Source organism: Streptomyces yangpuensis (genome assembly GCF_001005295.1).
Lineage (GTDB): Bacteria > Actinomycetota > Actinomycetes > Streptomycetales > Streptomycetaceae > Streptomyces > Streptomyces yangpuensis.
Window position 1 is genome coordinate 766860 of the sequence record NZ_LBMK01000002.1, and the last position, 25205, is coordinate 792064.

23 protein-coding genes are annotated in these 25205 nt (G+C 70.0%); all 23 read left to right on the forward strand.

The window, feature by feature from the left end; genetic code table 11:
- Nucleotides 1-13: 13 nt before the first annotated feature.
- Nucleotides 14-487, forward strand: coding sequence for a response regulator (locus AAT21_RS08860; protein ID WP_063838105.1), 474 nt, complete (start codon nt 14-16; stop codon nt 485-487).
- Nucleotides 488-597: 110 nt separating this feature from the next.
- Nucleotides 598-1611 (forward strand): ArgS-related anticodon-binding protein NrtL, encoded by a 1014-nt coding sequence (gene nrtL, locus AAT21_RS08865; protein ID WP_046776159.1) that lies wholly within the window; start codon nt 598-600, stop codon nt 1609-1611.
- A 19-nt stretch (nt 1612-1630) separates the two neighbouring features.
- Complete coding sequence (gene lysA, locus AAT21_RS08870; protein ID WP_046776160.1) at nt 1631-3022, forward strand: diaminopimelate decarboxylase; 1392 nt, start codon at nt 1631-1633, stop codon at nt 3020-3022.
- Between the two features lie 124 nt (nt 3023-3146).
- The gene (locus tag AAT21_RS08875) at nt 3147-4451 is read left to right on the forward strand and encodes a homoserine dehydrogenase (protein ID WP_200904359.1); all 1305 of its coding nucleotides are present in this window, start codon (nt 3147-3149) and stop codon (nt 4449-4451) included.
- Nucleotides 4452-4457: 6 nt separating this feature from the next.
- Nucleotides 4458-5528 carry a threonine synthase gene (gene thrC, locus AAT21_RS08880; RefSeq protein WP_046776161.1) on the forward strand — a complete coding sequence of 357 codons (1071 nt, stop codon included), beginning with the start codon at nt 4458-4460 and terminating at the stop codon, nt 5526-5528.
- Nucleotides 5529-5899: 371 nt separating this feature from the next.
- Nucleotides 5900-6826 (forward strand): homoserine kinase, encoded by a 927-nt coding sequence (thrB, locus tag AAT21_RS08885; protein ID WP_030768872.1) that lies wholly within the window; start codon nt 5900-5902, stop codon nt 6824-6826.
- A gap of 430 nt (nt 6827-7256) precedes the next feature.
- Complete coding sequence (gene rho / locus AAT21_RS08890) at nt 7257-9368, forward strand: transcription termination factor Rho (protein ID WP_046776162.1); 2112 nt, start codon at nt 7257-7259, stop codon at nt 9366-9368.
- A 408-nt stretch (nt 9369-9776) separates the two neighbouring features.
- Nucleotides 9777-10874: an LCP family protein gene (locus AAT21_RS08895; RefSeq protein ID WP_046776163.1), complete on the forward strand. Its 1098-nt coding sequence runs from the start codon at nt 9777-9779 to the stop codon at nt 10872-10874.
- 218 nt (nt 10875-11092) lie between these two features.
- Nucleotides 11093-11311 carry a 50S ribosomal protein L31 gene (rpmE, locus tag AAT21_RS08900; RefSeq protein ID WP_030008686.1) on the forward strand — a complete coding sequence of 73 codons (219 nt, stop codon included), beginning with the start codon at nt 11093-11095 and terminating at the stop codon, nt 11309-11311.
- 125 nt (nt 11312-11436) lie between these two features.
- Nucleotides 11437-12516, forward strand: a complete 1080-nt coding sequence (gene prfA / locus AAT21_RS08905) for a peptide chain release factor 1 (RefSeq protein WP_046776164.1) — start codon at nt 11437-11439, stop codon at nt 12514-12516.
- 47 nt (nt 12517-12563) lie between these two features.
- Nucleotides 12564-13409, forward strand: coding sequence for a peptide chain release factor N(5)-glutamine methyltransferase (gene prmC / locus AAT21_RS08910; RefSeq protein WP_046776165.1), 846 nt, complete (start codon nt 12564-12566; stop codon nt 13407-13409).
- A 49-nt stretch (nt 13410-13458) separates the two neighbouring features.
- Entirely contained in the window at nt 13459-14106 is a 648-nt protein-coding gene (locus tag AAT21_RS08915) for an L-threonylcarbamoyladenylate synthase (RefSeq protein ID WP_030964254.1), read from the forward strand.
- On the forward strand, nt 14103-14735 hold the full coding sequence (locus tag AAT21_RS08920; RefSeq protein ID WP_046776166.1) for an arsenate reductase/protein-tyrosine-phosphatase family protein: 633 nt from the start codon (nt 14103-14105) through the stop codon (nt 14733-14735). Before AAT21_RS08915 ends, AAT21_RS08920 begins: the two co-directional genes overlap by 4 nt.
- Before the next feature lie 96 nt (nt 14736-14831).
- The gene (locus AAT21_RS08925; RefSeq protein WP_046776167.1) at nt 14832-16061 is read left to right on the forward strand and encodes a serine hydroxymethyltransferase; all 1230 of its coding nucleotides are present in this window, start codon (nt 14832-14834) and stop codon (nt 16059-16061) included.
- A 116-nt stretch (nt 16062-16177) separates the two neighbouring features.
- Nucleotides 16178-17512 carry an MraY family glycosyltransferase gene (locus AAT21_RS08930; RefSeq protein ID WP_046776168.1) on the forward strand — a complete coding sequence of 445 codons (1335 nt, stop codon included), beginning with the start codon at nt 16178-16180 and terminating at the stop codon, nt 17510-17512.
- Nucleotides 17513-17786: 274 nt separating this feature from the next.
- Nucleotides 17787-18224, forward strand: coding sequence for a hypothetical protein (locus AAT21_RS08935; RefSeq protein ID WP_046776169.1), 438 nt, complete (start codon nt 17787-17789; stop codon nt 18222-18224).
- 241 nt (nt 18225-18465) lie between these two features.
- Nucleotides 18466-19272, forward strand: a complete 807-nt coding sequence (atpB, locus tag AAT21_RS08940; protein WP_046776170.1) for a F0F1 ATP synthase subunit A — start codon at nt 18466-18468, stop codon at nt 19270-19272.
- An 80-nt stretch (nt 19273-19352) separates the two neighbouring features.
- Nucleotides 19353-19580 carry an ATP synthase subunit c family protein gene (locus tag AAT21_RS08945; RefSeq protein WP_046776171.1) on the forward strand — a complete coding sequence of 76 codons (228 nt, stop codon included), beginning with the start codon at nt 19353-19355 and terminating at the stop codon, nt 19578-19580.
- A 37-nt stretch (nt 19581-19617) separates the two neighbouring features.
- A complete protein-coding gene (locus AAT21_RS08950) occupies nt 19618-20160 on the forward strand; it encodes a F0F1 ATP synthase subunit B (protein WP_030826858.1) in 543 nt (180 codons plus the stop codon).
- Nucleotides 20157-20972, forward strand: coding sequence for a F0F1 ATP synthase subunit delta (locus tag AAT21_RS08955; RefSeq protein ID WP_046776172.1), 816 nt, complete (start codon nt 20157-20159; stop codon nt 20970-20972). The genes AAT21_RS08950 and AAT21_RS08955 overlap by 4 nt, the downstream gene beginning before the upstream one ends.
- Before the next feature lie 128 nt (nt 20973-21100).
- On the forward strand, nt 21101-22696 hold the full coding sequence (gene atpA, locus AAT21_RS08960; RefSeq protein WP_030660299.1) for a F0F1 ATP synthase subunit alpha: 1596 nt from the start codon (nt 21101-21103) through the stop codon (nt 22694-22696).
- A gap of 20 nt (nt 22697-22716) precedes the next feature.
- A complete protein-coding gene (locus AAT21_RS08965) occupies nt 22717-23634 on the forward strand; it encodes a F0F1 ATP synthase subunit gamma (RefSeq protein ID WP_030853614.1) in 918 nt (305 codons plus the stop codon).
- Nucleotides 23634-25076 carry a F0F1 ATP synthase subunit beta gene (gene atpD, locus AAT21_RS08970; protein ID WP_030768913.1) on the forward strand — a complete coding sequence of 481 codons (1443 nt, stop codon included), beginning with the start codon at nt 23634-23636 and terminating at the stop codon, nt 25074-25076. Before AAT21_RS08965 ends, atpD begins: the two co-directional genes overlap by 1 nt.
- Nucleotides 25077-25205 lie beyond the last annotated feature (129 nt).

The window sequence follows — 25205 nt, forward strand, 5'->3', positions numbered from 1 at the left end:
GCACGGTGTGGAAGTGGCAAAAACCCGGACGCGGGGGCCCGCGCCGACCTACTCTCGAGTTGTGCCAGGCGTCTCGGGCCGGGTCCTCGTTGTCGACGACAACAAGGTCATCCGGCAGCTGATCAAGGTCAATCTCGAGCTGGAGGGCTTCGAGGTCGTGACCGCGAACGATGGTGCCGAGTGCCTGGACGTGGTGCACCAGGTGTGTCCTGACGTGATCACCCTTGATGTGGTCATGCCCAAGCTGGACGGGTTCGGGGCCGCCGCGCAGTTGCGGGCCGATCCGCGGACCCGGGACGTGCCCGTCGCCATCGTCAGCGCCTGTACGCAGCAGGAGGTCGAGTCCGGCATCGCCTCCGGGGTGGATGCCTTCCTGGCCAAGCCCTTCGAGCCCACCGAGCTGGTACGGATCGTGCGGCGGCTGGCCGAGCGCAAGGACCGGCGCGACGGGAGGCGAGGGGCTCCCGCCGGGAGAGGGCGTGGCTGACGCCCCGTGACGCCCTTCCCGGCTGTCCGGCCGCGGTCTCTTTCTCAGCCCGCTGTTCACATGGCGAAACCCTTCGCGGGATGACGGGGCGTCTCCCCTAGGCTGGTCCCGTGACCCCCGCAGACCTCTCCCGTTGCGTCGTACGCGCCGTGCGCTGCGCCGTCGCGGACGGGGAGCTGGCCGCCGGTGCGGCCGCGCCCGAGCGGGTCGTCGTCGAGCGGACCCGGCCCGGCGGGGTGGGGGACTACGCCACCCCCGTCGCCTTCCAGGTCGCCAAGGCCGCCGGATGCCCGCCGCGGGACGTGGCCGGCGTACTGGCCCGCCGGCTCGGTGCGGAGCCCGGCATCGAGCGCGTCGAGATCACCGGGGCCGGGTTCCTCAACTTCGTGCTTCCCGCCCCCTCCGCCCCCGCGGTCATAGCCGACGCGGTCAGGCGTGGCACCGTCATCCGCGACGTCGCCGTTCGGAGCGTGTGCGCCGACGAGGGCGGGGCCGGGCTGCGGGAGAGCGTCGTGCGGGGGAGTGTTTCGAGGATCCTGCATGTCCAGGGCGCCACGGAGTCCGCCGCCCCGCCCGTCCCTCTGCCCGCCGCCCTGCCCGCCGCCCCGTCCGCCGACCTGCCCGTCGTCGCCCCCGTCGCCAGGCGCGACGGCGACGTCGTCGCCCGCTACGGCGCCGACGCCGCCCGCTGGGCGATGCTCGCCGTACCCGCCCGCGAGACCCCCTCCTTCTGCGACCTCCTGCTCGTACAGGGCGAGGCCAGCGAGGTCTTCCGCGTCCGGTACGCCCACGCCCGCAGCCGGGCGCTCCTGCGCAACGCCGCCCGGCTGGGCTTCCGCCCCGAGCCCGGCGACGTCGACGACGCCCCCGCCCTGCTGCGCCTCCTCGCCGACCACCCCCTCGTACTCGAAGCCGCCGCGTACCACCGCGCCCCCGAGCGGCTCACCCGGCACCTCGTCGAGCTGGCCGACGCGCTGCTCGACTTCCAGTACCGCGTACTGCCCCAGGGGGACGAGAAACCCTCGGCCGCCCACCGCGCCCGGCTGGCACTCGCCGAAGCCGCCGGGACGGTGCTGGCCGGCGGCCTGGCCCTGCTCGGCATGGACGCACCCGAACGCCTATGACCTGCGAAGAGAGAAGCCGATGAGCCGTTCCGCGCACCCCGCCGGGCCCCGCCACGCCGACGTCCTGCCCGAAGGGCACTACTCCCCGCCGCCCGCCGACCTGAACGCGCTCGACGAGAAGGTCTGGTCCCACACCGTGCGGCGCGGGGACGACGGCGTCGTCTCGGTCGGCGGCATCGAAGTCACCAGGCTCGCCGAGGAGTTCGGGACGCCCGCCTACTTCCTCGACGAGGAGGACTTCCGGGCCCGGTGCCGGGCCTGGGCGCACGCCTTCGGCAAGGACGCCGACGTCTTCTACGCCGGGAAGGCGTTCCTGTCCAAGGCCGTCGTGAAGTGGCTGAAGGAAGAGGGGCTCAACGTCGACGTGTGCTCCGGCGGGGAGCTGTCGACCGCCCTCGCCGCCGGGATGCCGGCCGACCGGATCGCCTTCCACGGCAACAACAAGTCCGAGGGCGAGATCCGGCGGGCCGTGGGGGCCGGTGTCGGTCGCATCGTCCTGGACTCCTTCCAGGAGATCGCCCGCGTCGCGCACATCGCCCGTGAGCTGGGCGTACGGCAGCCGGTGCAGATCCGCGTGACCGTCGGGGTCGAGGCGCACACGCACGAGTTCATCGCCACCGCCCACGAGGACCAGAAGTTCGGCATCGCCGTCGCGGACGGGTCCGCTGCCGAGGCCGTGCGGCGCGCCCTCGGCCACGACTCGCTGGAGCTGCTGGGCGTCCACTCCCACATCGGCTCGCAGATCTTCGACATGGCCGGCTTCGAGGTCTCCGCCAAGCGCGTCGTGCGGCTGCTCGCCGCGGTCCGCGACGAGCACGGCGTCGAACTGCCCGAGATCGACCTCGGCGGCGGCCTCGGTATCGCCTACACCTCCGGCGACGACCCCCGCGAGCCGCACGAGATCGCGAAGGCGCTCACCGAGATCGTGGCCCGCGAGTGCGAGAGCGCCGGGCTGCGCGCCCCCCGGATCTCCGTCGAGCCCGGCCGTGCCATCGTCGGCCCGACCGCGTTCACGCTGTACGAGGTGGGGACGATCAAGCCGCTGGAGGGGCTGCGTACGTACGTCAGCGTCGACGGCGGGATGTCCGACAACATCCGTACGGCCCTCTACGACGCCGAATACTCGATCGCCCTCGTTTCCCGCACCTCCGACGCCGAGCCCATGCTCGTGCGCGTCGTCGGCAAGCACTGCGAGAGCGGTGACATCGTCGTGAAGGACGCGTTCCTGCCGGCCGACCTGGCGCCCGGTGACCTCCTCGCCGTGCCCGCGACCGGCGCGTACTGCCGTTCCATGGCCAGCAACTACAACCACGCGCTCCGCCCGCCGGTCGTCGCCGTGCGTGACGGACAGGCCCGAGTGATCGTTCGCCGCGAGACGGAGGAAGATCTCCTGCGACTCGACCTCGGATGATGAAATAGGTGTCTCACGAAATGGACCGAAGATGGAAAGTGCTGTCCATTGAGTGAGACTGGTTCACACCCCGCGCGCAAACCGCGTGCGGGGTATTGATGGAAGATCGAAAGGCGTAGGTCGAATGATGCGTACGCGTCCGCTGAAGGTGGCGCTGCTGGGCTGTGGAGTGGTCGGCTCAGAGGTGGCTCGCATCATGACGACGCACGCCGACGACCTCACGCAGAGGATCGGCGCGCCCGTCGAGCTCGCCGGCGTGGCCGTGCGCCGGCCCTCCAAGGTCCGCGAGGGCATCGACCCGTCGCTGATCACCACTGATGCCACCGCCCTCCTCAAACGCGGTGACATCGACATCGCCATCGAGGTCATCGGCGGCATCGAGCCGGCCCGCACCCTGATCACCACCGCTTTCGAGCACGGCATCTCCGTGGTCTCGGCGAACAAGGCGCTGCTCGCCCAGGACGGCGCCGCGCTGCACGCCGCCGCCGAGCAGGCCGGGCTCGACCTCTACTACGAGGCCGCCGTCGCCGGCGCCATCCCGCTGGTCCGCCCGATGCGCGAGTCCCTCGCCGGCGACAAGATCAACCGCGTGATGGGCATCGTCAACGGCACGACGAACTTCATCCTCGACAAGATGGACTTGACCGGCGCCGGCTACCAGGAGGCGCTCGACGAGGCCACGGCCCTCGGGTACGCCGAGGCCGACCCGACCGCCGACGTCGAGGGCTACGACGCCGCCGCCAAGGCCGCGATCCTGGCCGGCATCGCCTTCCACACCCGCGTGCGCCTCGACGACGTCTACCGCGAGGGCATGACCGAGGTCAGCGCCGCCGACTTCGCCTCCGCCAAGCGGATGGGCTGCACCATCAAGCTCCTCGCCATCCTGGAGCGCGCCGCGGACGGCGAGTCCGTCACCGCCCGCGTCCACCCGGCGATGATCCCGCTGAGCCACCCGCTCGCCTCCGTCCGCGAGGCGTACAACGCCGTCTTCGTCGAGGCGGAGGCCGCCGGGCGGCTCATGTTCTACGGGCCCGGCGCGGGCGGCGCCCCGACCGCGTCCGCGGTCCTCGGCGACCTCGTCGCCGTCGCCCGCAACAAGCTCGCCGAGGCAACGGGGCCCGGCGAGTCGGCGTACACCCAGCTGCCGGTCAGCCCCATGGGCGACGTCGTCACCCGCTACCACATCAGCCTCGATGTGGCGGACAAGCCGGGCGTCCTCGCCCAGGTGGCGACCACGTTCGCGGAGCACGGTGTCTCGATCGACACCGTCCGGCAGCAAGGTCGTCCAGACGGGGTCGGCAAGGAAGCCTCCCTCGTCGTCGTCACCCACCGCGCGGCCGACGCCGCCCTCTCGGGGACCGTCGAAGCGCTGCGGAAGCTGGACACCGTACGCGGTGTCGCCAGCATCATGCGTGTTGAAGGGGAGTAAGGACCCATGAGCAGCAATCGCACCCACCAGTGGCGCGGCATCATCGAGGAGTACCGGGACCGCCTGCCGGTGACGGACACGACTCCCGTGGTGACGCTCCGCGAAGGTGGCACTCCCCTCGTCCCCGCGCAGGTGCTGTCCGAGCGCACCGGCTGCGAGGTGCACCTCAAGGTCGAGGGGGCGAACCCCACCGGGTCCTTCAAGGACCGCGGCATGACCATGGCGATCACGAAGGCCAAGGAGGAGGGCGCCAAGGCCGTCATCTGCGCCTCCACCGGCAACACTTCGGCCTCCGCCGCCGCGTACGCGGTGCGCGCCGGGATGGTCTGCGCGGTGCTCGTGCCCCGCGGCAAGATCGCGCTCGGCAAGATGGGCCAGGCCCTCGTGCACGGCGCCAAGATCCTGCAGGTGGACGGCAACTTCGACGACTGCCTGGACCTCGCCCGCGCGCTGTCCGACAACTACCCGGTGGCGCTGGTCAATTCCGTCAACCCGGTGCGGATCGAGGGCCAGAAGACGGCCGCGTTCGAGATCGTCGACGCGCTCGGCGACGCCCCGGACGTGCACGTGCTGCCGGTGGGCAACGCGGGCAACATCACCGCGTACTGGAAGGGGTTCAAGGAGTACAAGGCCGACGGCCTGGCCTCCCGTACGCCCCGTGTGTGGGGCTTCCAGGCCTCCGGTTCCGCGCCCATCGTGCGCGGCGAGGTCGTCAAGGAGCCGCACACCGTGGCCACCGCGATCCGTATCGGCAACCCGGCCTCCTGGGACCACGCGCTGGCCGCGCGGGACGAGTCGGGGGGCTTCATCGACGAGGTGACGGACCGCCAGATCCTGGCCGCCTACCGGCTGTTGGCCGCTCAGGAGGGCGTCTTCGTCGAGCCCGCCTCGGCCGCGTCCGTAGCCGGTCTGCTCAAGGCCGCCGAGCTGGGCCTGGTGGACCCGGGCCAGCGGATCGTGTGCACCGTCACGGGCAACGGTCTCAAGGACCCCGACTGGGCGGTCGCCGGCGCTCCGCAGCCCGTCACCGTTCCGGTGGACGCCGAGGCCGCCGCCGTGCGCCTCGGCCTGGTCTGACGGGTTCTGACAGACCGGTTCCGACAGATCCGGCCGCACGATCGTGTGAGCCGGGTTCCGGAGGGTTCCCGAGTGCCCCGACGGCACTCCCCGGGACCCCCCGGAACCCGGCAACTCACCTCGTACGACGACAAAAGTGCAGCCGAAGCGGGTCCACCCCGGTCGAAGCCCGCGACACGCATCGTGCGCCTCCTGTGCGCCCTATGTCGCGAGAGAACCTTCCTTCGATAGGCTGTACTTACATCCGCCACCGCGCATATGACTGCGGTGCTGCCCCGAGGGCCTTCGGGTGTCGTACGTTCTCCAGTACATTCACAGCGAGCCAGCGAAGAGCGAAGTCCTCGCACAGTCACAAGGAGTGTCATCGGACGATGGCCGGTCCAGCGTTCCGCGCCGCCGCCGTACGGGTGCGCGTCCCCGCCAGCAGTGCCAACCTCGGCCCCGGGTTCGACGCTCTGGGCCTGGCCCTGGGGCTCTACGACGACGTCGTCGTCCGGGTGGCCGACTCCGGCCTGAACATCGACATCGCGGGCGAGGGCGCCGACACCCTCCCGCGGGACGAGAGTCACCTTCTCGTACGCTCCATGCGCACCGCCTTCGACCTGCTGGGCGGACAGCCGCGCGGCCTGGAGGTCGTCTGCGCCAACCGGATTCCGCACGGCCGCGGCCTCGGGTCCTCCTCCGCCGCCATCTGCGCAGGCATCGTCGCCGCCCGCGCCGTCACCATAGGCGGCGAGGCGAAGCTCGACGACGCGGCGCTCCTGGAGCTCGCCACCGAGATCGAGGGTCACCCCGACAACGTCGCCGCCTGCCTGCTCGGCGGGTTCACGCTGGCGTGGATGGACGGGGGCAGCGCCCGGGCGATCCGGATGGAGCCCGCCGACTCCATCGTTCCGGTGGTCTTCGTACCTTCCCGGCCGGTCCTCACCGAGACGGCGCGCGGCCTGCTGCCGCGCACCGTGCCGCACGTGGACGCGGCCGTCAACGCGGGCCGTGCGGGCCTGCTCGTGGAAGCCCTGACCAGGCGTCCCGAGCTGCTGCTGCCGGCCACCGAAGACCGGCTCCACCAGGAGTACCGGTCCCCGGCGATGCCCGAGAGCGTGGCACTCGTCAACCGACTGCGGGCGGACGGCATCCCCGCGGTCATCTCCGGCGCGGGCCCCACGGTCCTCGCGCTGGTCGACAACGACGCGGCCGACAAGGTCGCGCAGCTCGCCGGCGAGGGGTGGGCGGCCAACCGGCTCGCCCTCGACGCCGCGGGCGCGAGCGTACTTCCGCTGGGTACCCAGGGCGGCTAGGCCTGTTCTTCGACAGGCCCGGTCGACTCAGGGCGGGCGGCCGGGGCAGGCCGCCCGCGCGGAAGTGCGCGGTTGCCGGTGATTGAGAGGGGGAATATCTATTGGATCCGGTAGTGTTAGTCTCAAGTGCGCATCGGAAGCCGCCATGGCTCGGTGCTCAGTGTCCCCATCCGGGACCACATTTCTTCCGGGAGCCTCCCCGACTGCTTTGATCACTTCCAGCAGTTTCGAGCACGCTCCGGAATCGGCGTGATTTTCCCACGCTTTCAGCTCGGGGGCTTCTCGCCGGAACCCACGCACGTTTCTTTCCGCCGTATCTCTTATCGGCGGACCACCGCCCCGGCACGGTCCACACCTAGGACCGTCGTCGGACAGCACAACCGGTCGCCGAGCCAGACAGGCCGACGTCCGCTCCAGGGAAGGACCCTTCGTGAGCGACACCACCGATCTGATGGGCGCTGCCGACACCTCTGTCGACACCAGTGCTCCCGCCGCGGGCGCCGCGCCCAAGCGTCGTCGCACCGGCACCGGCCTTGACGGCATGGTCCTGGCCGAGCTGCAGCAGGTCGCGTCGGGCCTCGGTATCAGGGGCACCGCGCGGATGCGCAAGAGCCAGCTGATCGAGGTCATCAAGGAGGCGCAGGCGGGCAGCGGTGCCCCCAAGGCCGCCGCCTCCGCCGCGGACACCGCCGAGGCCAAGCCGAAGCGCCGCGCCACCAGCAAGGCCCGTACGGCCGCCGCCGACGCAGCACCGGCGGAGGCCCCCGCGGCCCCCGCCGAGAAGCCCGCCGCCGCGCAGGCGCAGATCGAGATCCCGGGCCAGCCCGCAGGGGGCCCCTCCCGTTCGAGCGCAGCCGAGAGCGGGGGAGACGACGCGCCCGCCGGCGAGCGTCGCCGCCGCCGCGCCACGGCCCCCTCCGGCAGCCCGGAGGGCTCGGCCCCCGTCTCCGTACAGGTCGAGCAGAAGGCCGACACGGCCACCGTCACCGCGCCCGCCGAGACCAAGGCGGAGGCCGCCACCGCGGTCTCCGCGGGCCAGGCCCAGGGCCAGGACGGCGAGGGCCGCGGCCGCCGCGACCGTCGTGAGCGCGGCGACCGCCAGCGCGACCGCCGTGAGCGCGGTGCCAAGGCCGACGACCAGGGCCAGGGCGGCCAGGGTCAGGGCCAGGCGGCGCAGGGCGGCCAGGGTGGCGGCCGGCAGGACCGCGCCGACCGTCAGGACCGCCAGCAGCAGGGCGGCCGCGGTCAGGGCCAGGGCCAGCAGGGCCGCCAGGACGGCGGCCCGCAGGACGACTTCGACGACGAGGGCGGCCGCCGTGGCCGTCGCGGCCGCTACCGCGACCGCCGTGGCCGTCGCGGCCGCGACGAGTTCGCGCCGAACGAGCCGCAGGTCGCCGACGACGACGTGCTGATCCCCGTCGCGGGCATCCTCGACATCCTCGACAACTACGCGTTCATCCGGACCTCGGGCTACCTGCCCGGCCCCAACGACGTGTACGTCTCCCTCGCCCAGGTCCGCAAGGCGGGTCTGCGCAAGGGCGACCACACCACGGGTGCCGTGCGCCAGCCCAAGGACGGCGAGCGCCGCGAGAAGTTCAACGCCCTGGTGCGCCTCGACTCGGTGAACGGCATGGCGCCCGAATCCGGCCGCGGCCGACCGGAGTTCCAGAAGCTGACGCCCCTGTACCCGCAGGACCGGCTGCGCCTGGAGACCGACCCGGGCGTGCTGACCACCCGCATCATCGACCTCGTGTCGCCGATCGGCAAGGGCCAGCGCGGTCTGATCGTGGCCCCGCCGAAGACCGGCAAGACCATGATCATGCAGGCGATCGCCAACGCGATCACCACCAACAACCCCGAGTGCCACCTGATGGTCGTCCTGGTCGACGAGCGTCCGGAAGAGGTCACCGACATGCAGCGGTCGGTCAAGGGCGAGGTCATCTCCTCGACCTTCGACCGCCCGGCCGAGGACCACACCACCGTCGCCGAGCTGGCCATCGAGCGCGCCAAGCGTCTCGTCGAGCTGGGTCACGACGTGGTCGTCCTGCTGGACTCCATCACCCGTCTGGGCCGCGCGTACAACCTCGCGGCGCCCGCCTCCGGCCGCATCCTGTCCGGTGGTGTCGACTCGACCGCGCTGTACCCGCCGAAGCGCTTCTTCGGTGCCGCGCGCAACATCGAGGACGGCGGCTCGCTGACCATCCTGGCCACCGCGCTGGTCGACACCGGCTCGCGCATGGACGAGGTGATCTTCGAGGAGTTCAAGGGCACCGGCAACATGGAGCTCAAGCTCGACCGGAAGCTCGCCGACAAGCGCATCTTCCCGGCCGTCGACGTCGACCCGTCGGGCACCCGCAAGGAGGAGATCCTCCTCAACGCGGAGGAGCTCGCCATCGTCTGGAAGCTGCGCCGGGTGCTGCACGCGCTCGACTCGCAGCAGGCGATCGAGCTGCTCCTCGACAAGATGAAGCAGACGAAGTCGAACGCCGAGTTCCTGATGCAGATCGCGAAGACGACCCCGTCGGGCAAGAACGACGACTGAGGTCCCTCGTCCGGCGCCCCGCGCCGGTGGTGAGGCATCGCCACGGCAGCCCCCGTCCGCACTGCGCGGCGGGGGCTGCCGTGCGTTCGGCGGCCGGCGGGAACCGCCCCGGAGTGTCCTGGAGTGCTTCCTGCGGGCCCCTGGAGGGCCCTTGGAGAGCCGTCCGGGCCCCGTGCGAGCTTCGCCACATCGCACCCGCCGCGTGGCGCCCGGGCGCGTACCCCGAAACCGCAGGTGAAGAACGGGCTACGCAGAGTTTTGTACCGGTTCGTACGCAAGTGCTGCCCGATCGGGGGTTGCGTCCGGCGTGGAACTCTTCAAGGCATTCGCCCGTCTGTGTCAGAGGACCCGCGGGGCGGACGGCGGGCCGGTACGGACCCGGGGACCGGACTCAGGAGTGAAGAGCGCATGACCGAGGACAGCAAGGGCCGGGGCCGGCGGGCCGCGGGCCGCCGGCGCAAACCGGCGACGCGCCGCAGGGCCCTCGTCGTCGCCGCGTGGAGCGCCGCCGGGGTGGTCCTGCTGGGAGGGGCGGGCGCCGGCTACTTCTACTTCAAGCTCAACGGCAACCTGAAAACGGTCGACATCGACCAGGCGCTGGGTACCGACCGCCCCGCCGACGCCGACAACGGATCGATGGACATACTCGTCCTCGGCTCCGACTCCCGCGGCGGAGCCAACGGCGCGTACGGCCAGGACGACGGCGGCTCCGCCCGCTCCGACACCGCGATGATCGTCCACCTGTACGAGGGCCACGAGAAGGCCAGTGTCGTGTCCATACCCCGCGACACCATGACCTCCCGGCCCGAGTGCCCCACGGGCAGGGGGAAGACCGACCCCGGCGGCAAGCGCCGGCAGTTCAACGAGGCCTACACCGTCGGCGGCGCCGCCTGCGCGGTCAAGACCGTCGAGAAGATGTCGGGGATCCGCATGGACCACTACATCGAGGTCGACTTCACCGGCTTCAAGAAGATCATCGACACCCTCGGCGGCGTCGAGGTCACCACCACCAAGCCGATCAAGGACGCCTACAGCCACCTCGATCTCCCGGCCGGCCCGAACAAGCTGAACGGCGAGCAGGCCCTGGGCCTGGTCCGCACCCGCCACGGCGTCGGGGACGGCGGCGACCTCGGCCGGATACAGCTGCAGCAGGCCTTCATCAAGGCGCTGATCAAGCAGGTCAAGGGCGTCGGGGTGTTCGACAACCCCAAGAAGCTGTTCGACCTCGCCGACGCCGGGACCAAGGCCCTCACCACCGACAAGGCGCTCGGCGACGTGAAGTCCCTCGCCGGATTCGCCCAGAGCCTCCAGGGCATCGACGCCGGTGACATGCAGATGATCACCCTGCCCGTGACCACGGACGCGCTCGACGCGAACCGCGTCACACCCCTGCAGAAGGAGTCGCAGATGGTCTGGGACGCCCTGCTGGCCGACCGGCCGATCCCCGCCGAGGCCACCGTGAACTCCACCGGCGACAAGAGCGCCGCGGGGACCGTCGTCCAGTAGGCGCACCCGGCGGAACGGACCCGGAACCGACCCGGAACCGACCCGGAACGGACCCGGAGCGGACCCAGGAATAGACCGGGACCCCTTCCCGTTGAAGCAGGCGTCCTCAGAATTTTGACAGGCGGCCCGGTCCTGGCAGACTGGTCTGTCGGCCCCGGTTCACGCACGTAGCAATTCGGCTCCTGCGACCCGGCGCCCTCCCGAATCTAGGAGACACCTTGAAGCGCGATGTTCACCCCGAGTACGTCGAGACCGCGGTCAGCTGCACCTGCGGCGCGTCGTTCACGACCCGTAGCACCCTGACCGAGGGCACCATCCGTGCCGAGGTCTGCTCCGAGTGCCACCCGTTCTACACGGGCAAGCAGAAGATCCTCGACACCGGTGGCCGTGTGGCCCGCTTCGAGGCGCGCTTCGGCAAGGGCGCGGCCAAGAAGTAGCGCGACCCAGGCGCCGGTCCCCGGTCGCCCCCTGTCCACTCGGGGGCGGCCGGACCGGCGCCTTTGTCGTCGTTCAAGCCCGTCACCCGTGCAGTCCCCCGCACTTTCACCACAGGAGTCCCCCGATGTTCGAGGCGGTCGAGGAACTGGTCGGCGAACACGCCGACCTTGAGAAGCAGCTCGCCGACCCTTCGGTCCACTCCGATCAGGCCAACGCGCGCAAGCTGAACAAGCGCTACGCGGAGCTGACCCCGATCATCGCGACCTTCCGTGCCTGGAAGCAGACGGGCGACGACATCGAGACGGCGAAGGAGCTCGCGGCCGACGACCCGGACTTCGCCGCCGAGGTCAAGGAGCTGACGCAGGCGCGCGAGGAGCTCACCGAGAAGCTCCGCCTGCTGCTCGTCCCGCGCGACCCCAGCGACGACAAGGACGTGCTCCTGGAGGTCAAGGCGGGCGCGGGCGGCGACGAGTCCGCCCTGTTCGCCGGCGACCTGCTGCGCATGTACCTGCGCTACGCCGAGCGCGTGGGCTGGAAGACCGAGATCATCGACGCCACCGAGTCCGAGCTCGGCGGCTACAAGGACGTCCAGGTCTCCGTACGCACCAAGGGCGGCAACGGCGCGACCGAGCCCGGCCAGGGCGTGTGGGCCCGCCTGAAGTACGAGGGCGGCGTGCACCGCGTCCAGCGCGTTCCCGCCACCGAGTCCCAGGGCCGCATCCACACCTCCGCCGCCGGCGTGCTCGTCACCCCGGAGGCCGAGGAGGTCGAGGTCGAGATCAACGCGAACGACCTCCGCATCGACGTGTACCGCTCCTCCGGCCCCGGCGGCCAGTCCGTCAACACCACCGACTCGGCCGTGCGTATCACGCACATCCCGACCGGTGTGGTCGCCTCCTGCCAGAACGAGAAGAGCCAGCTCCAGAACAAGGAGCAGGCCATGCGCATCCTGCGCTCCCGCCTGCTGGCCGCCGCCCAGGAGGCCGCCGAGCAGGAGGCCTCCGACGTGCGCCGCAGCCAGGTCCGCTCCGTCGACCGGTCCGAGAAGATCCGTACGTACAACTTCCCGGAAAACCGGATCTCGGACCACCGCACCGGCTTCAAGGCGTACAACTTGGACCAGGTGCTCGACGGTGATCTCGACGCGGTCATCCAGGCCTGCGTGGACACGGACTCCGCGGCCAAGCTCGCCGCCGCGAACTGACCGAAACAGCCACCACCCCCCGTACGACAGCAGCCCGGAGGACCAGCGTGAACTTGCTGCTTGCCGAGGTGGCCCAGGCCACCCAGCGGCTGGCCGCCGCCGGCGTGCCCTCACCGCGCTTCGACGCGGAGGAGCTCGCCGCCTTCGTGCACGGCGTCAAACGGGGGGAACTGCACCACGTCAAGGACGCGGACTTCGACGCCCGCTACTGGGAGGCCGTCGCCCGCCGCGAGGCGCGCGAGCCGCTCCAGCACATCACCGGCCGCGCCTTCTTCCGCTACCTGGAGCTCCAGGTAGGGCCCGGGGTGTTCGTCCCCCGGCCCGAGACCGAGTCGGTCGTGGACTGGGCCATACAGGCCGTCCGGGCGATGGACGTCGTCGAGCCGCTGATCGTCGACCTGTGCACCGGATCCGGCGCGATCGCGCTGGCCATGGCGCAGGAGGTGCCGCGCTCGCGCGTGCACGCGGTCGAGCTGTCCGAGGACGCCCTGCGCTGGACCCGCAAGAACGCCGAGGGCTCCCGGGTCACCGTCCACCAGGGCGATGCCCTGAGCGCGCTGCCCGAGCTCGACGGCCAGGTCGACCTGGTCATCTCCAACCCGCCGTACATCCCGCTCACCGAGTGGGAGTACGTGGCCCCCGAGGCCCGCGACCACGACCCGGAGATGGCGCTCTTCTCCGGCGAGGACGGACTCGACACCATCCGGGGCCTCGAACGCACCGCCCACCGGCTGCTGCGACCCGGCGGCATCGTCGTCGTCGAGCACGCCGACACCCAGGGCGGCCAGGTCCCGTGGATCTTCGCCGAGGAACAGGGCTGGGCCGACGCGGCCGACCACCCCGACCTCAACAACCGCCCGCGCTTCGCCACGGCCCGCAAGGCGCTGCCGTGACCGGCGCGACGAACCCCGCCACCCCCCTGCTGCACGAGGAGGCCCGCTGATGGCCCGGCGATACGACTGCAACGACGCGACGGACCGTAAGACGGGCCTGCGTGAAGCCGCATCCGCCGTGCGCCGCGGCGAGCTCGTCGTGCTGCCCACCGACACCCTGTACGGGATCGGCGCGGACGCCTTCAGCCCGGAGGCTGTGCACGACCTGCTCGCCGCCAAGGGCCGCGGCCGCGGCATGCCCACCCCGGTGCTCATCGGTTCCCCGAACACCCTGCACGGCCTCGTCACGGACTTCTCCGAGCAGGCCTGGGAGCTCGTCGACGCCTTCTGGCCCGGCGCGCTCACGCTGGTCGCCAAGCACCAGCCGTCCCTGGCGTGGGACCTCGGCGACACCCACGGCACCGTCGCCGTCCGCATGCCGCTGCACCCGGTCGCCATCGAGCTGCTGACGGAGGTCGGCCCGATGGCGGTGTCCTCGGCCAACCTGTCCGGGCACCCGGCCCCCGAGGACTGCGACGCGGCCCGCGAGATGCTCGGCGACTCGGTGTCCGTCTACCTGGACGGCGGTCCGACGCCCGGCATCGAGCCGTCGTCGATCGTCGACGTCACGGGGAAGGTTCCCGTGCTGCTGCGCGAGGGGGCGCTCAGCGCCGACCAGCTGCGGGAGGTCGTACCCGACCTCGAGGTGGCCCCGTGAGCCCTGAGGGGCGTGGCATAGCAGGGGGAAGCACTTTCCGCATACTCCACGTCAGCACGGGCAACGTGTGCCGCTCGCCCATCACCGAGCGGCTGACGCGGCACGCCCTCTCGCACCGCCTCGGCGGCCCCGTCGGCGGCGACCTCATCGTGGAGAGCGCCGGTACGTGGGGCCACGAGGGCGCCCCGATGGAGGCGAACGCGGCGGCCGTGCTGGAGGACTTCGGGGCCGACGCGACCGGGTTCACCGGCCGCGAGCTGCTGGACGAGCACGTCATACGCGCCGACCTGGTGCTGACCGCCACGCGCGACCACCGTGCGCAGGTCATCTCGATGGGGCATTCGGCGGGGCTGCGCACCTTCACGCTCAAGGAGTTCACCCGGCTGGTCCGGGCCATAGATCCGGCCACGCTGCCGCCGCTGGACGACGGCATGGCGGAGCGGGCGCGGGCGCTCGTACGGGCCGCCGCGGCGCTGCGCGGATGGCTGCTGGCGCCGTCGCCCGACGCGGACGAGGTGTACGACCCGTACGGCGCGCCGATCACCTTCTTCCGCTCCATCGGCGACGAGATCAACCAGGCGCTGGACCCTGTGGTGACGGCCCTGACGGGTGTGGCGGCCCGCCGCTGACCTCGGCGGCCGGAGGCCGGCGGGGGGCGTCGGCAGGGCGTCGTGGGGGGTGCGGGCCTACAGTGGCTGGTAACCCGGTACCCCTGGAGTCGCGCCATGAGCGTCATCACCCAGCCCACGGACCTGCTGCGCCGACAGGACCCGCAGATGGCCGACGTGCTCGACGGGGAGGCCCGCAGGCAGGCCGGCACGCTGCAGCTGAGCGCGGCGGAGAACTTCACCTCGACGGCCGTACTGGCGACGCTGGGGTCCCCGCTCGCCAACAAGTACGCCGAGGGCTACCCCGGCGCCCGCTACCACGGCGGGTGCGAGTACGCGGACCTGGCCGAAAAGGCGGCGATCGAGCGGGCCAAGGCACTGTTCGGGGCCGAGCACGCGAACGTGCAGCCGCATTCCGGTTCCTCGGCCGTCCTGGCCGCCTACGCGGCGCTGCTGCGGCCGGGGGACACCGTGCTGGCCATGGGACTCCCGTACGGGGGACACCTCACCCACGGCTCGCCCGCCAACTTCTCCGGGCAGTGGTTCACCTTCGTCGGCTACGGGCTCGACGCCGGGACCGGCCTCATCGACTACCGGCAGGTGCAGGACCTCGCCCGGGCGCACCGGCCGAAGGCCATCGTGTGCGGGTCGATCTCCTACCCCCGCCACCCCGAGTACTCCGCGTTCCGGGAGATCGCCGACGAGGTCGGGGCGTACCTGATCGCCGACGCCGCCCATCCCATCGGGCTGGTGGCGGGCGGGGCCGCGCCGAGTCCGGTGCCGTACGCCGACGTCGTGTGCGCGACCACCCACAAGGTGCTGCGCGGGCCGCGCGGCGGGATGATCCTGTGCGGCGCCGAGTTCGCCGAGCGCATCGACCGGGCGGTGTTCCCCTTCACCCAGGGCGGGGCCCAGATGCACACCATCGCCGCCAAGGCCGTCGCCTTCGGCGAGGCGGCCAGGCCGGCCTTCGCCACCTACGCCCACCGTGTGGTCGCCAATGCCCGGGTGCTCGCGGGCGCGCTGGAGGAGCGCGGGTTCACGGTCACCACCGGCGGCACCGACACGCACATGATCACCGCGGACCCGGCGCCGCTGGGCGTGGACGGCCCGACCGCGCGCGGCCGGCTGGCCGCCGCCGGGATGGTGCTGGACACCTGCGTCCTGCCGTACGGGGACCAGCGGGGCGTCCGCCTGGGAACGGCCGCCGTGACCACCCAGGGCATGGGGGAGGAGCAGATGCGGCGGATCGCGGAGCTGTTCGCGGCCGCGCTGCGCGGGGAAGCCGCGAAGACACGTACGGAGGTCGGCGAGCTCACGGAGGGATTTCCCCCTTACGGGGAGTAAATGGGGCAAGAGGGGTGTAGTGGAACCGGTATACCGCCCCCTCGCGTCCTCGGGAGAGGGGACATCGCAGCTAATGTGTGGGGCTGAGATGGCCGGCGATACATCTGGGGCAGCCAGTGCGTGAATATCTGCTGACGCTTTGCGTCACGGTCGCGGTGACCTACCTGCTGACCGGGCCCGTGCGGAAGTTCGCGATCGCGGCCGGGGCCATGCCGGAGATCCGCGCCCGCGACGTGCACCGCGAGCCGACGCCGCGCCTCGGCGGGATCGCGATGTTCGGCGGCCTGTGCGCGGGCCTGCTGGTCGCCGACCACCTGCAGAACCTCAACGCGGTCTTCGAGAAGTCGAACGAACCGCGCGCACTGCTCTCCGGCGCCGCCCTGATCTGGCTGATCGGCGTCCTGGACGACAAGTTCGAGATCGACGCGCTGATCAAGCTCGGCGCCCAGATGATCTCCGCCGGTGTGATGGTCATGCAGGGTCTGACCATCCTGTGGATCCCGGTGCCCTTCATCGGCACGGTCCCGCTCACCCAGTGGCAGGGCAACCTGCTCACCGTGGCCCTCGTCGTGATCACCATCAACGCGGTGAACTTCGTGGACGGCCTCGACGGCCTCGCCGCCGGCATGGTCTGCATCGCCGCCGCGGCGCTCTTCCTGTACGCCTACCGGATCTGGTTCGGCTACGGCATCGAGTCCGCGGCGCCCGCGACCCTCTTCGCGGCCATCCTGATGGGCATGTGCCTGGGCTTCCTGCCGCACAACATGCACCCCGCCCGGATCTTCATGGGCGACTCCGGCTCGATGCTGATCGGGCTGGTGCTGGCCGCCGCGGCGATCTCGCTGACGGGCCAGGTGGACCCGGACGCGCTGGCCCTGTTCGCCGGTGGTGAGCGCAACGCGACGCACGCGATGCTCCCCGCCTACATCCCGCTGATCCTGCCGCTGACGGTGATCGCCATCCCGATGGCGGACCTGGTGCTGGCCATCGTGCGCCGTACGTGGAAGGGCCAGTCGCCGTTCGCGGCCGACCGCGGGCACCTGCACCACCGGTTGCTGGAACTCGGCCACTCGCACAGCCGCGCGGTCCTGATCATGTACTTCTGGTCGGGCCTGATCGCCTTCGGCACCGTGGCCTACTCCGTGCACTCCGCCGCGATGTGGATCGTGCTGGTGATCGCCGTGCTCAGCGCGGTGGGCCTCTTCCTGCTCCTCCTGCCGCGTTTCACGCCGCGCACCCCGGCCTGGGCCGAGCGGCTGGTCCCGCCGCGCTACCGGCACGCCGCACGGGCGGCGGAAGCAGCCGCGGAGGCGGCCGCACAGGACGCCTCGGGCGCCGAGCCGCAGCCCGTCAGGCCGATCGCCGCGGGCGTCTCGGGCGTCAACGGAGCGACCGCCGTGGGCCCCCGTTCGCGCTTCCCCGAGCGGCGTAAGGCTGAATCCACTCGCTGACGGCCGCGGCACATGTCCGACATGGTCGCCCATTAGCAGACAGTCGACCCTCCTGTCGCGCACACACGCGCAGGGTCACTCTCATGTGTGACAGTCGGCACACCCGGCAGGTAAAGCTCTCATCAAATAGTTTGTGATACCGTTCACTAAACCCGGCGACAGAGCCGAAGGACCGTAGTGCGACGGTCCCTTGGCCCGAGGTTCTCTCTCGGACCGGGCTTACGCTCGTCCCGTACGAGTCCAGTGCCCCCACCACCACGCGGAGCAAACCGCCATGCGGTCAGATGACGTCCGATCCCTTCTGCAAGCCGCCGTGCCCACGGCCATCGCCGGCGCACTCGCCGCGTTGATCAGTGGGCTTGTCGTCGGCGGCAAGGGTGCGCTCGGAGCCGTCGTCGCGACGCTGGTCGTGATCCTGTTCATGGGCATCGGATTCGTCGTTCTGCAGCGCACGGCGAAATCGCTTCCGCACCTCTTCCAGGCCATGGGGCTCATGCTCTACACGGCCCAGATCCTGCTGCTTTTCGTCTTTGTCGCAGCGTTCAAGAACACGACGCTGTTCAACCCCAAGGCCTTCGCCATCACGCTCGTCGCCACCACCCTGGTGTGGATCGCCGCGCAGACGCGTGCCCACATGAAGGCCAAGATCCTTTACGTTGAACCGGACTCGGTGAAGGGCGACAAGCCCGAAAATCCGGGGCCGAAGTCGTGAAGGGTAGGGCCGGGATAAGTGGGCGTTCGAGATCCTGCTATCGTCCGGTGCCAACTGCGGCACTGCGGGCGCGGGCATCTGAGCTGACGCCTGTTCCATCGCGAGGCTCGATGCCTGACTGCCGCCCCACCATCCGTTACACCAGTCCAGTGCCGAACCGCGGCTGCGCGCCGCGCCGACACAACGAGGTTGCCGTACCTATGCGCCACGCTGAAGGAGCCCTGCGGTGAGTGCTGCTGACATGACGCTCGCCTTCGAGATCAATTGTCATTTCGAAGACGGCACTGGCTGCGGCTTCCCGGGCCCGACCCTGTACTCGTTCCTGTTCAAGCCGATGTTCGGCGATGCGGACGGCCTGTACTTCAACAAGACGATGCTCCTGGCCCTGCTGGGCTCGGTCATCATCGTCGCCTTCTTCTGGGCCGCGTTCCGGAAGCCGAAGGTCGTCCCGGGCAAGCTGCAGATGGTCGCCGAGGCCGGCTACGACTTCGTGCGCCGCGGCATCGTCTACGAAACGCTGGGCAAGAAGGAGGGTGAGAAGTACGTCCCCTTCATGGTCGCGACGTTCTTCTTCGTCTGGATGATGAACCTCTGGTCCATCGTCCCGCTCGCCCAGTTCCCGGTGACCGCGGTCATCGCGTACCCGGCCGGGCTCGCCCTTGTCATCTACGTCATGTGGATGTCGGTGACCTTCAAGCGCCACGGTTTCGTCGGCGGCTTCAAGAACATCACGGGCTACGACAAGACGCTCGGCCCGGTTCTGCCGATGGTCATGGTGATCGAGTTCTTCTCGAACGTCCTGGTCCGCCCCTTCACCCACGCGGTCCGACTGTTCGCGAACATGTTCGCCGGTCACACCCTGCTGCTGCTCTTCACGATCGCCAGCTGGTACCTGCTGAACGGGATCGGCATCGCCTACGCGGGCGTCTCGTTCGTCATGGTCATCGTGATGACCGCCTTCGAGCTCTTCATCCAGGCCGTCCAGGCCTACGTCTTCGTGCTGCTGGCTTGCAGCTTCCTGCAGGGCGCGCTCGCCGAGCACCACTGAGCGCAGTCCGCTCCAAGCAATCCCCCCAGTCGTCCGGTGGCCAACCCCCACCGGTCCGTGAAAGAGAAGGAAGAACTGGCATGTCCCAGACCCTTGCTGCCGTCACCGGTTCCCTCAGCTCCGTTGGCTACGGCCTCGCGGCGATCGGCCCCGGCGTCGGCGTCGGCATCATCTTCGGTAACGGCACCCAGGCGCTCGCCCGTCAGCCCGAAGCTGCCGGTCTGATCCGCGCCAACCAGATCCTCGGCTTCGCCTTCTGTGAGGCGCTCGCCCTCATCGGTCTGGTCATGCCGTTCGTCTACGCCTGACGAACACGACTAGTCCGAATCGACGAAAGGCACTGATGTGAACCTCCTGGTTCTCGCGGCCGAGGAGCCTCAAAACCCCCTCGTTCCGCCGATCCCCGAGCTCGTCATCGGTCTGATCGCCTTCGTCATCGTCTTCGGTTTCCTCGCGAAGAAGCTCCTCCCGAACATCAACAAGGTTCTGGAAGAGCGCCGCGAGGCCATTGAGGGCGGTATCGAGAAGGCGGAAGCCGCTCAGACCGAGGCCCAGAGCGTCCTGGAGCAGTACAAGGCCCAGCTCGCCGAAGCCCGGCACGAGGCCGCGCGCCTGCGCCAGGAAGCGCTGGAGCAGGGCACTGCGCTGAAGGAAGAACTGCGCGCAGAGGGCCAGCGGCAGCGTGAGGAGATCATCGCTGCCGGCCACGCCCAGATCGCGGCAGACCGCAAGGCCGCCTCTCAGGCGCTGCGTCAGGACGTGGGCAAGCTCGCCACCGACCTGGCCGGCAAGCTCGTCGGCGAGTCCCTCGAGGACCACGCCCGGCAGAGCCGCACCATCGACCGCTTCCTCAGCGAGCTTGAGGAGAAGGCCGAGGCGGCCCGATGAACGGAGCGAGCCGCGAGGCGCTGGCCTCCGCGCGCGAGCGTCTCGACGCGCTGACGGACAACACGTCCGTCGACGCGGCGAAGCTCGCCGGTGAGCTGGCCGCTGTCACCGCGCTGCTCGACCGTGAGGTCTCGCTGCGTCGGGTCATCACGGACCCGGCGCAGTCCGGCGAGGCCAAGGCCGAGCTCGTCGCTCGGCTGCTCGGCGGTCAGGTCGGCGGGGAGACCCTCGACCTGGTGTCCGGCATGGCCCGGTCCCGCTGGTCGCAGTCCCGCGACCTGGTGGACTCGCTGGAGGAGCTGGCGGCCACCGCCGACCTCACGGCGGCCCAGCAGGCCGAGGTGCTCGACAACGTCGAGGACGAGATCTTCCGCTTCGGCCGGATCGTGTCCTCGAACACCGAGCTGCGTGCCGCGCTGACCGACCGCGCGGCGACCACCTCCGCCAAGAGCCAGCTGCTGCGCAGCCTGCTGGGCGGCAAGGTGAGCGCCGTCACCGAGCGCCTGGTGATCCGTCTTGTCACCCACCCGCGTGGACGTAGCCTGGAAGCGGGACTCGAGTCCCTTTCCAAGCTCGCCGCCGAGCGCCGTGACCGCATGGTCGCCACCGTGACCAGCGCGGTTCCGCTCAGCGACGTGCAGAAGCAGCGTCTCGGCGCGGTGCTGGCCAAGCTGTACGGCCGCCAGATGCACCTGAACCTGGACGTGGACCCCGAGGTCCTCGGCGGGATCTCGGTGCGCGTCGGCGACGAGGTCATCGACGGCACCATCGCGGACCGCCTCGCAGAGGCGTCCCGCCGCATGGCCGGCTGACCAGCACCACAAGTACAAAGCATTCCTAGCGGCCCGGTTGGGCCGTGCAGAACTTGCAGAAGATTCCTGGGGGTCGCCCCCAGACCCCTAAGAAGCTTCAGGCCCAACAAGGAGAGCAGGGAACCCAGATGGCGGAGCTCACGATCCGGCCGGAGGAGATCCGGGACGCACTGGAGAACTTTGTCCAGTCGTACCAGCCGGACGCGGCCTCGCGCGAGGAGGTCGGAACGGTCAGCGTTGCCGGCGACGGCATCGCGAAGGTGGAGGGCCTGCCCTCCGCCATGGCGAACGAGCTGCTGAAGTTCGAGGACGGCACCCTCGGTCTCGCCCTCAACCTCGAGGAGCGCGAGATCGGTGCGATCGTCCTCGGCGAGTTCAGCGGTATCGAGGAGGGCCAGCCGGTGCAGCGCACCGGTGAGGTTCTCTCCGTAGGTGTCGGCGAGGGCTACCTCGGCCGTGTCGTCGACCCGCTCGGCAACCCGATCGACGGCCTCGGCGAGATCGCGACCGAGGGCCGCCGCGCCCTTGAGCTGCAGGCCCCGGGCGTCATGGTCCGTAAGTCGGTGCACGAGCCCATGCAGACCGGCTACAAGGCCGTCGACGCGATGGTGCCGATCGGCCGTGGCCAGCGTCAGCTGATCATTGGTGACCGTCAGACCGGCAAGACCGCTCTGGCCGTCGACACGATCATCAACCAGCGCGACAACTGGCGCTCGGGCGACGTGAACAAGCAGGTCCGCTGCATCTACGTCGCCATCGGCCAGAAGGGCTCGACCATCGCGTCCGTTCGCGGCGCCCTGGAAGAGGCCGGCGCCCTCGAGTACACGACGATCGTCGCCGCCCCGGCGTCCGACCCGGCTGGCTTCAAGTACCTGGCGCCGTACACCGGTTCCGCCATCGGCCAGCACTGGATGTACGCCGGCAAGCACGTCCTGATCATCTTCGACGACCTGTCGAAGCAGGCCGACGCCTACCGCGCCGTGTCGCTGCTGCTGCGCCGCCCGCCGGGCCGTGAGGCCTACCCGGGTGACGTCTTCTACCTGCACTCCCGTCTGCTGGAGCGCTGCGCGAAGCTGTCCGACGAGATGGGCGCCGGTTCGATGACCGGTCTGCCGATCGTCGAGACCAAGGCGAACGACGTGTCGGCGTTCATCCCGACCAACGTCATCTCCATCACCGACGGCCAGTGCTTCCTGGAGTCCGACCTGTTCAACGCGGGCCAGCGCCCGGCGCTGAACGTCGGTATCTCCGTCTCCCGCGTCGGTGGCTCCGCCCAGCACAAGGCCATGAAGCAGGTTTCGGGTCGTCTCCGCGTCGACCTGGCCCAGTACCGCGAGCTGGAGGCGTTCGCCGCCTTCGGTTCCGACCTGGACGCCGCGTCGAAGGCCTCGCTGGAGCGCGGCAAGCGCATGGTCGAGCTGCTGAAGCAGGGCCAGTACCAGCCGATGCCCGTCGAGGAGCAGGTCGTCTCCGTCTGGGCCGGCACCACCGGCAAGATGGACGACGTCCCGGTCGCCGACATCCGTCGCTTCGAGTCGGAGCTGCTGGAGCACCTGCGCCGCGAGCGCAAGGACCTCCTGACCTCCATCGCCGACGGCGGCAAGATGTCGGACGACACCCTCGGCTCGATCGCCGACGCCATCGCGGCCTTCAAGCGCCAGTTCGAGACCTCGGACGGCAAGCTCCTGGGCGAGGACGTGCCGGCCGTCAACGTCTCCAAGTGACGACGGAAGGGACCTGACTCATGGGAGCGCAGCTCCGGGTCTACAAGCGTCGCATCCGTGCCATCACGGCGACCAAGAAGATCACCAAGGCGATGGAGATGATCGCCGCCTCGCGCATCGTCAAGGCGCAGCGCAAGGTGGCGGCGTCGATGCCGTACGCGACCGAGCTCACCCGTGCGGTGACCGCGGTGGCGACCGGCTCGAACAACAAGCACGCCCTGACCACCGAGGTGGAGACGCCGACCCGCGCCGCGGTCCTGCTCATCACGAGCGACCGCGGTCTGGCCGGCGGCTACTCCTCGAACGCCATCAAGCAGGCGGAGCGGCTCACCGAGCGGCTGCGCGGCGAGGGCAAGGAAGTCGACAGCTACATCGTCGGCCGCAAGGGTGTCGCCTACTACGGCTTCCGTGAGCGCAAGGTCACGGACTCGTGGACCGGCTTCACCGACAGCCCGGCCTACGCCGACGCCAAGCGCGTCGCGGGTCCGCTGATCGAGGCCATCCAGCTGGAAACGGCCGAGGGCGGCGTCGACGAGCTGCACATCGTCTACACGGAATTCGTGTCGATGATGACGCAGAACGCGGTCGACGGCCGGATGCTGCCGCTCAGCCTCGACAAGGCTGCGGAGGAGGACGGTGCGAAGGGCGAGATCCTTCCGCTGTTCGAGTTCGAGCCGTCGGCGGAGGACGTCCTCGACGCCCTTCTGCCGCGCTACGTCGAGAGCCGGATCTACAACGCACTGCTGCAGTCGGCCGCTTCCGAGCACGCCGCCCGCCGCCGCGCGATGAAGTCGGCGACCGACAACGCCGGGGATCTCATCAAGAGCCTCTCCCGGCTTGCCAACGCGGCCCGCCAGGCCGAAATCACCCAGGAAATCAGCGAGATCGTCGGTGGCGCCAGCGCCATGGCCGACGCGACCGCGGGGAGTGACAAGTAATGACGACCTCTGTTGAGACGGCCGCTGCCACGGGCCGCATCGCCCGGGTCATCGGCCCGGTCGTCGACGTGGAGTTCCCCGTCGACGCGATGCCCGAAATCTACAACGCGCTGAAGGTCCAGGTCGCCGACCCGGCCGAGGACGGCGCGCTCAAGACGCTGACCCTTGAGGTCGCCCAGCACCTGGGTGACGGCCTGGTCCGCACGATCTCGATGCAGCCCACCGACGGTCTGGTCCGCCAGGCCCCGGTGACCGACACGGGCGAGGGCATCACCGTCCCCGTCGGCGACTTCACCAAGGGCAAGGTGTTCAACACCCTGGGTGAGGTGCTCAACTACCCCGAGGCGAACGCCGAGGTCACCGAGCGCTGGCCCATCCACCGCAAGGCCCCGAGCTTCGACGAGCTCGAGTCCAAGACGGAGATGTTCGAGACCGGCGTCAAGGTCATCGACCTTCTCACCCCGTACGTCAAGGGTGGAAAGATCGGTCTGTTCGGTGGTGCCGGTGTCGGCAAGACCGTTCTGATCCAGGAAATGATCTACCGCGTCGCCAACAACCACGACGGTGTGTCGGTGTTCGCGGGCGTCGGTGAGCGCACCCGTGAGGGCAACGACCTCATCGAGGAGATGGGCGACTCGGGCGTCATCGACAAGACCGCCCTTGTCTTCGGCCAGATGGACGAGCCCCCGGGCACCCGTCTGCGCGTCGCCCTGGCCGGTCTGACCATGGCGGAGTACTTCCGCGATGTTCAGAAGCAGGACGTGCTCTTCTTCATCGACAACATCTTCCGGTACACCCAGGCGGGTTCCGAGGTGTCGACCCTGCTCGGCCGTATGCCCTCCGCAGTGGGTTACCAGCCGAACCTGGCCGACGAGATGGGTCTCCTCCAGGAGCGCATCACCTCGACCCGTGGTCACTCGATCACCTCGATGCAGGCGATCTACGTCCCCGCGGACGACCTGACCGACCCGGCGCCGGCGACCACCTTCGCCCACCTCGACGCGACGACGGTTCTCTCCCGTCCGATCTCCGAGAAGGGCATCTACCCGGCCGTGGACCCGCTGGACTCGACGTCCCGCATCCTCGACCCGCGGTACATCGCGGCGGACCACTACGCGGCCGCCATGCGTGTCAAGGGGATCCTCCAGAAGTACAAGGACCTCCAGGACATCATCGCGATCCTCGGTATCGACGAGCTGGGCGAGGAGGACAAGCTCGTTGTCCACCGTGCCCGTCGCGTCGAGCGCTTCCTGTCGCAGAACACCCACGTGGCGAAGCAGTTCACCGGTGTGGACGGTTCGGACGTTCCGCTCGACGAGTCGATCACCGCGTTCAACGCGATCTGCGACGGTGAGTACGACCACTTCCCCGAGCAGGCGTTCTTCATGTGCGGTGGCATCGAGGACCTGAAGGCCAACGCCAAGGAGCTGGGCGTCTCCTGATCCGGCGCGCTCCGCGAGGAGCGCATCCGGTGAGCAGGCCCCCGGCGAACGCCGGCAGTGTCTGCAAACGGAGAGGGGCGGGTGTGTCCCGTCCCTCTCCCCACGCCCATTAGAATTTGACCCAACACC